The sequence below is a fragment of the Campylobacter sp. RKI_CA19_01116 genome (assembly GCF_025771405.1).
Lineage (GTDB): Bacteria > Campylobacterota > Campylobacteria > Campylobacterales > Campylobacteraceae > Campylobacter_D.
In genome coordinates, this window is record NZ_JAKMQF010000015.1 from 1 (window position 1) to 6,783 (window position 6,783).

2 protein-coding genes and 1 pseudogene are annotated in these 6,783 nt (G+C 29.4%); all 3 read right to left on the bottom strand.

Features of this window, described 5'->3' with window-relative positions; genetic code table 11:
• Positions 1–599 (bottom strand): annotated as a pseudogene (locus L8U41_RS07720) (hypothetical protein); the annotation flags it as partial.
• 149 nt (positions 600–748) lie between these two features.
• A complete protein-coding gene (locus L8U41_RS07725; protein WP_263728248.1) occupies positions 749–3,874 on the bottom strand; it encodes a filamentous hemagglutinin N-terminal domain-containing protein in 3,126 nt (1,041 codons plus the stop codon).
• Between the two features lie 4 nt (positions 3,875–3,878).
• A partial coding sequence (locus L8U41_RS07730) for a filamentous hemagglutinin N-terminal domain-containing protein (protein ID WP_263728249.1) occupies positions 3,879–6,783 on the bottom strand: 2,905 nt, incomplete at its 5' end.

Consider the following 6,783-nt stretch of genomic DNA (forward strand, 5'->3'; position numbering starts at 1 on the left):
CTAAACTCACTAATAAGTAATTGTAAATCTTCTTCTTTAATACCTAGTTTTTCAAAGCTAGTGTTTTCATTAGTGATAACAAATTTGTATTTGGTTATTACTTTTTTAGTGGTAGGGGTGTTATTGTTAGAATTAGTATTGGTTTGGTTACTTGTATTAGTAGTATTATTATTAGAACTATTGTTAGTTTGATTATTTGTATTAGTAATATCACTATTATTAGTTGAGTTAGAATTATTATCATTTACACTAGTGTTAGTTTTATCATTGTTTGTATTAGTAGTATTAGTGCTAGTTTGGTTATTTGGGTTGGTAGTGTTATTAGTTTGATTGTTAGTTTCCTCATTAACTTCCTCTTCTTGATTTAGTTTTTCTTTTAATTCTTTCTTTTTTTCTTCAAAGTCTTTTTTAGCTTCTTGGCTTTTTATATAATCATCTTTGGTTTTTAGATTTTCTTTGATAGCTTTGTTTTGAGGGAGGTTTCTATCAGGGGATAATTCTATAACCTTTTCTATATCATTTTTAGCTATGGTAATACTTCCATTATTAGCATAGACTAAAGAACTAAGTGCTATAGTGCTAAATAAGAGTTTTTTCATGGTTGTTTGTTCCTTTTGATTTGTTTTTTTTAAAATTAAGAGTTTTTATTTTTTAATATTTATTATTGATTAATCAAAATATTATTTAATACGAGTATTCATTAATATACTCGTTATATATACACTAGGATTTATCCTAGTGTATATAACTACATTCCACTTACTATGCATGGATTCATAGTTTTAGAATTATCACTTACTATACAAATTTTACCTTTTTGCATAGGTGAAGCTTCCTCAATATCATTTTTATCTTCTTCCTCTTCTAATGTTTTACTACCTATTGAATTAAGTGAAGCAGTTTGTTCAAACACCAAAGAATTATCTGAGTCATTGCTTGGTGGCTCTACTGGATCAATAGGTTTGTCAGGTATCTCTATTTCACCACCTCCACCATTTTCACTGTCTTTTATAGAATCCAAGATAGGGATTTTGACATTACTAACCTTATCAAAGTTTCCATTGAGCGTAAAATACTCATATTGGTTTGCTTTAGCTTTTAATGATTCAAAATCATCTATAGAAATATCACTTTTGTTTTTATCAAGTTGTGCTAAAAACATAAGATTTTCTATTTTAGAAGATATAGAACTTAATTCTCTATAAAAATTATTTAGTAAATCTTCACTTAAATTTTTATTGCTATTAATTATGGATACTATTATGTTATACCTAGTTGCAAGTTCATCGATTTGTTTTTGATAATTTTCTTTATTATATTTATCTTTTAAATCATTAATATTCTCCACTTTGCTTTGTAAATCTCTAATAAAACCTATTAGTTTATCTTTATTTGCTATAGTGATGTCATAATGATTTTTAGCATCTTGCTTTAAACTGTTAAATTTATCTTGCACCCCTTCTTTAAATTTAGAGTCAATCTTGTTATTTTGTGAGTATGCAAGTAAGAAATCCATGCTTTGCATTAATTTTTCAGCTTCGCTTGTTTTATCATCATATCTATCATCTAACAAAAACTCTGCTATAAACTGTACTTTTGATTTTCTATCTGTTAAATTCCCATACGCTTCTAAAAGCTTTTTTAAATCACTATTTGCATTAATAGCTAAGTATTTTTTTAGATCTGAAATGATTTCATCATTAATGATGTCTTCATACAAATCTTCATTATCTAAAAACACATCGTTATCAAGATCAACCCTAGATACCTCACTAGGTTTTGTAGGATCTGTTATAGAAGGGATTTTTGATGTGAATTCACTATATTTATCATTATTTATATAACTGACTTCGCTTGCTCCACTAGTTGAAAAACCCCCAAAGTCATTAGCATAATGATATACTGTATTAGAATTATTTATTCCAACTTTATTAGCTACAAATAAGTCTGTATTTACAGTCTTATTTTGATAAGACTTAGCATTTATAGAAGATCCTTCTTTAAAATATAGCGAAACATTCTTTATGGAGCCACCACTATTTGAACATCCCCAAGAATTAGCACCATTACATCCTAAAAATCCACCAATGTATATAGAATCTGTAGATTTTACATCAATATTTATCTTACCTTCTAAAGCTATGTTTTCTAAATTTGCACTATAGTTTTTTCCCGCAAATCCACCTACATAAGCTACACCTTGTTGTTTTTTATTATCTACTTTTATACTTTCTAAATTCTTGATGTAGATATTGCTAAGCTTTGCATTTTTACTTCCAATTTCACCTATAAATCCACCCACATTAGCAAAAGATCCACTAGAGGTTACATCTATATTTTTCACATCTTCCATTTTTATATCTCTGATGTAATTACCACTATACAACTGCCCAGCAAATCCTCCAACAAAAGCTGGTAAATTTGGATTACCCTTTACAATAATATTATCTATATTTTTAATAGATATTTTTTCAAAATTTCCTCTTACATTACCTGCAAAACCGCCTACATTTAAAGAGCTCTGTCCTTTTTCAGCTCTTATATTTTTAATAGTATATAAACTAATATCTGAGAAATTGCCTCCGGCAAGTCCTGCAAAACCACCTATAAAAAATAAACCCTTATTTCTACCTATTGAAGTAATATCGGAGATGTTTTTTAGCTCTATTTGCGAGATAGTATTGTTTTCAGTTTTTCCAAAAACACCACCTACATAATCAACATTATTAACATTTATGCTATTCATTCCATAATCAACTCTAAAGTCTTTAATGGTAGAATCTTTCACATATCCAAAAACTCCCACATAAACATGATCTTCTTTATCTCTATTTGGTTCTGCAGTAAAATCGATCTTAATATTTTTTAGACTAAAACCTTGTCCATCGAAATTTTTATTAAAAACTTTTTCATTATCATAGCCAATTATCATATTTGTGCATTGCCCATCAATACAATAATTAGCATAGTTTTCGCCTTTAAAATCTATATCATTAGTAAGTCTATATCCATTAGCAGTCTCTCTAAAGCCTTTTTTATTATCATTCCAACCTTTAACAAAATACCACCAATCCTGCACAGAACCTATATCAACATAGTTTTTATAACTTTTATTTAAATTACTAATATTATCAAATTCATTATATGTTCTTTCAGGATTAAAATAATACCCCATAGCACTTAAATACAAATCCCCTTTATTTGCATGTGATGTTTCTATACTAGGTGTTTTTACGGTTGAAATATCTGCATAAATTTCATTTGCATCAAGGTGAATTTTATTTCCGGCTTTAATTTGATTTAATGTTCCTTTATCAGCTTCTGCCTTGAGTATGATTTTATTACCTTGTAAGATTAAGTTTTCTTTGACATCAATATTACCCATATTAACCACATTGCCAAGTTTATCGCCTTTAAATACAGGAGAAAAGTTTGATCCCATTTTAAAGAAATTCTCATAATCTGCGTTATTTAATGTACTAGTTGATGCCACAAAGCGATTAGCGTCAATCCTACCTGTTTTAGTAATGATCACCCCATTAGGATTGATTAAAAATACATTATTACCACCTGCATTTAATATACCAGCTATGGTAGATTTTCCGGCTCCATGAGCAATGTTTAGGTAGTTTTTACTATTACCTCCAAATTCTACCTTTTCACCATTTGCTATATTAAAACCACCACCCCATTGTATGACAGAATTTTGTCCAAGTCCGTTAATATTCATATTATTACCATTAGAAGTTATAGTCCCACTAGTCCCATGAGTAAATTTACCTCCACTAGGTAAAGCCATTAGTGGAGAAAAGAGCATTGATACAGTTATGCCTGAGAGTATGATGTGATTTGTGAAGTTACTTTGTGTTTTCATGATTTTATAATCCCCCAACTATACAAGGATTCATAGTTTTAAAATTATCGCTAACTATACACGTAAGGCCTTTTTGTTTCAAAGAAGTTTCATCAATCTCTTCTTCGCCATCTTCTTCTTCAACAGCATGATCTCCGATTAAATTAAGTGAAGCTGTTTGTTCAAATTTTATATCAGTTTCTGGCAATTCTGGCTTATTTGGATTATCTACATCAGGGCTTTGCGGATTATGTACAAAATCCAATGCAAAATCCCCCACAAATTTAAAATTAGTATAGCCGTATTCATTTTTTGCTATATTTTCATCATTAAGCTTAGTAGCTATGCCATTTACCATATCTCTTTGATTTTTTAATGTTGTTGCTAAAGAGTTGATTCTATCAAGACTAGCTAGATATTCAGGATCGTTTATTTTTCTTTTACCTGCTTCTATTTCTTTAACATAAGAATTATAAATTTTTAACTCTTTTTCATATTCTGCGTAAGTTTTGTAAAAAGAATTTTTACCATCTTTAAAAAGATGTTCTTGAGCTGCTACATACTCATCTTTTATTTTTAAAGCTTTGTTGTAATCTTTATAAATTTCTTTTAATTCAGTAGTTTGATCAAATCCTGAATTTTTTTCTTTGAGTGTATCAAGAAAATCCAAACTTTGCTTAATGGAATCTAACGTAATCTCAACCCCGTTTACAGTGCTTACATGAAATACAATCTCACCAAATTTATTGATACTTACTCTATATTTTCCATTTAAGATATCATCTAATATAGCTTGAACTACTTCTTGATTATACCATTCTTTTTGAAACTCAACTTTTTCACTCTTTATAGCTTCTACATCTGGTTTTTCATATGGAAATAAACCTGGTATATCACCATCATTTTCTGGTATTTTGTTAAATTTCGGCTTGGCAATATTTGCTATTTTTTCTTCAAAATCCTGTTTTAATTCATCGGTATTATAGCCTTGATCTGTTACTCCTGTGTTTCCATAAGTATCATTTAGTGTTCCATTTTTATAATAGACAAATATATTATCATAGCTTTCATCAAAATCATTCTTTTGGGTTGTAAAGAAAAAATTATTTGTAATTGTAGATCCAGTAGTTGTGATTGTAGCTTCTGGATCAAAATATATGAAAATATCTTTAAAATTTCTTTTAAAATTTGACTGTCCATATTCATAATATCCCATAAATCCAGCAGCACTTCCCCATCCAGAACCATTGGCGCTAATATTCTTTAAATTTTTTATAGCTATATTGCTAAATTCAACACCATCTTTTTGATAACCTGCAAAATTACCTTCACCTATAAACCCACCAGCAGAAGCCGAAAATCCTGCAGTATTTGCTTGAATATTGGATATACTATCTAATGTAATATTACTCATTTTTAAATTAGAATTAAATGTATATAAATAACCCGCAAATCCACCGGCATAAGCATGACCGCAAAATTCACCATTACAGCTAGCTTTAATAGAATCCATTCCGCTAATCTTTATCCTATCAAAAGCAGTAAAAATAGAAATAGGCATATCAACATCAGAATAATTTATACGTCCAGCAAAACCTCCGACCATAGGTGTTCCTTGCATAGCATTTGAAATAGCCTCAATACTTTTAATATTTTTAAGTTCAATATTACTTACTGATCGAGCATTATCTAAATTCCCAGCAAAACCACCAACATAAATAAATCCATATTTTTCATCGCTTGCTTTAATATAATCAATATTTTCAATAACTATATTGTTAAATTTACCAGAAATACTTTTTTCTGAATATCCAATAAGTCCACCGATATATTGCGCATTATCTGTTTTTATATATAGATTTTTATAATCAACAGTCAAATCAGATATTCCACCAAAATTATATGTTTTTCCAAATATACCTACATATTTAGGCTTAGTTTTAACTTCTTTTACTGTTGTATCTATATACATATTACTTAAAGTAAATCCTTGGCCAAAAAATTGTTTATTAAAAGCATTATCATCTGAATAACCTATAATCATATTAGTACAACCAAAGTTACTCAAGCAATAATTCGCAAAATTCATTCCTTCAAAATCCAAATCTGTTGTAAGTCTATAAAAGGTTGGAGAATTTTCTCTAAAATCTTTTCTTTCATTCCATCCTTTAGCAAAGTGCCACCAATCTTGCACAGAATTTATAAAAACAGTTCCTTCTACAACAAAATCCTTACCGCCACCTTCCTTAAGAGCTAAAATTGTGTTTCCTGCACTTGTATTATAATAATACCCTGTAGCATCTAAATACGCATGACCTTTTCCATGAATTTCTATCGCTCTTCTACCAGGAGTATGGTGATTTAATGAATTAGCATCTATACTAGCAGCATTAACATAAACTTCATTACCTTGCAATGTTATATTACCTGCTTTGATTTTTCCAAATTTAACGCCTTTATATTCTGGATCATATTTAGTATCAGCCTCTAAAAGCACTTTATTACCTTGTAACAAAAGACTATTTGCTGTAATATTACCCATATTTACCACATTACCACCATTTGGCTTAAACACCGGAGAAAAAGCTGCACCTTGTTCTTTAGTTAACTTTGCAAATTTCCACATATCATCATTACTCATAGACGAAGTCGAAGCCACAAAGCGATTAGCATTGATAATTGATCCGCTCTTTTCTATAATAACCCCATTAGGATTAATTAAAAATACATTATTACCACCTGCATCTAGTATGTTTTTTATAGTAGATTTACCTGCACCATGAGCAATGTTTAGATAGTTTTGCCCATCCCCTTTAAAATTTACTCTTTCACCAGCGCCTATATTAAAACCACCACCCCATTGGATAACATGATTACCACTTGTTGTCGTTCCAGTGATATTCATAGTATTGCCAGATGTTTCTATCTTT

Coding starts and splice junctions, on each gene's coding strand:
- L8U41_RS07725 (WP_263728248.1), bottom strand. CDS start 3,874: ATGAAAACACAAAGTAACTTCACAAATCACATCATACTCTCAGGCATA.